The 1,334-nt window shown below is 29.7% G+C and carries 1 protein-coding gene; it reads right to left on the reverse strand.

Annotated elements, in window-relative coordinates; all coding sequences use genetic code 11:
• Positions 1-90 precede the first annotated feature (90 nt).
• Positions 91-1,188, reverse strand: coding sequence for a hypothetical protein (locus tag ACQKIM_RS28140; RefSeq protein WP_427550276.1), 1,098 nt, complete (start codon positions 1,186-1,188; stop codon positions 91-93).
• Positions 1,189-1,334 lie beyond the last annotated feature (146 nt).

A 1,334-nucleotide genomic window follows, 5' to 3' on the forward strand; every position in this document is an offset into this window, starting at 1 on the left:
TGCTGTGGCAATGAAAGGCACCTCCTTTAATTGATACCTTTATAGTACCGAGAGGTGCTACGTGATTATATGCGTTATTTGAATACGGGCTTACATTTCAACTAGGTTATTCGCCAAAATATCGCAATATTTCCTGATGCGGTCATCTTTATGTATACATTCAATAATTAAAATCTTACAAGTTAATCCAAAATAAATTTGATTTTCTTTAATTGTTTCATATTGAAAAGCTTTAGTTAAAGGTGTTAATGGTCTATAGATAATTGGTGTGATACAACATAAAGGAGCAGAACATCCGGGTAGAATAGCTAATCCAATAGGAAAGTCTGAAAAAATAGTTATTTGAGAACTTTCGGTAAGAATATCCACACTACTATTCTTTAACTTGTTGTTAATTATTTTTCCTATTCGTCTTAGTGTTCTCCAAATATATTTATTACTAATGTTATTACCTTTGCAATGTACTTCTAATTGAAGTAATTCGTCGAATAATTCTTGAGGTGCTTTGTCGAGCTTTATATATAGTGCATTTTTAGCAATAGCTCTATGGTAACCTATGAACTCAATGATGTCTTTCTCAATAGAAGGTAGATTTAACGATCTATTAAAATATTTTGATTGTTTTGTTGCAATACCTGGCATCGTTATTACTAAATGTGAGGGTTGAAAATTTAAGTTTTCGTTTAAAGGATTAATTAGTCTTTTAGCAATTTGATCATCCATTTTTGAAATCTGTTGTGCCATTGAAATTAATCTATAATGCATATTTAAATTTATGGTATTGAAATTTGTATAATTATCTATATTTCTGAAAAGTTCCTTTAAATATCCAAATTGATTAGCTAAAGGGATAAGGGGCAAAATCCCCTGAGTTGATTTTGTACTTAATTTAATAAAAGAATAATCGTCACATACCTCGATGTTGTTTGTAGAAGTATTAATATGTTGTGCTAATTTTGTCCAGTGTATTTGAAGTAAGTTCGAAGAAATATCAGATATTTTTACTATACCTAAGACACTGTTAGAAACATCTATACTACCAATTAAATCTTCATATAATTCATCTTCACAAATTATTAATGTTGGGTGACCATAGTTATTACTAATATATTCATTAATATTGGTTCCTTTTAACACATATGGTATTGGAATGATATTATGAGGTTCGTCATGACCATTTAAAATCACATCAATGTCTAAATTTAAAACATCATAACCTATACGAGGTAAATGTAGAATTGATACTATGTCAAGAAAATGGACAGGGAAAATTGAGATTTTGCTTTAAATCTAAGCGCGCTATCGCTTGCTCGCCTCACAAAAAATTTAAGGGG

It is taken from the genome of Lysinibacillus sp. NPDC047702, assembly GCF_050272555.1.
In the GTDB taxonomy this organism is placed as follows: Bacteria; Bacillota; Bacilli; order Bacillales_A; family Planococcaceae; genus Lysinibacillus.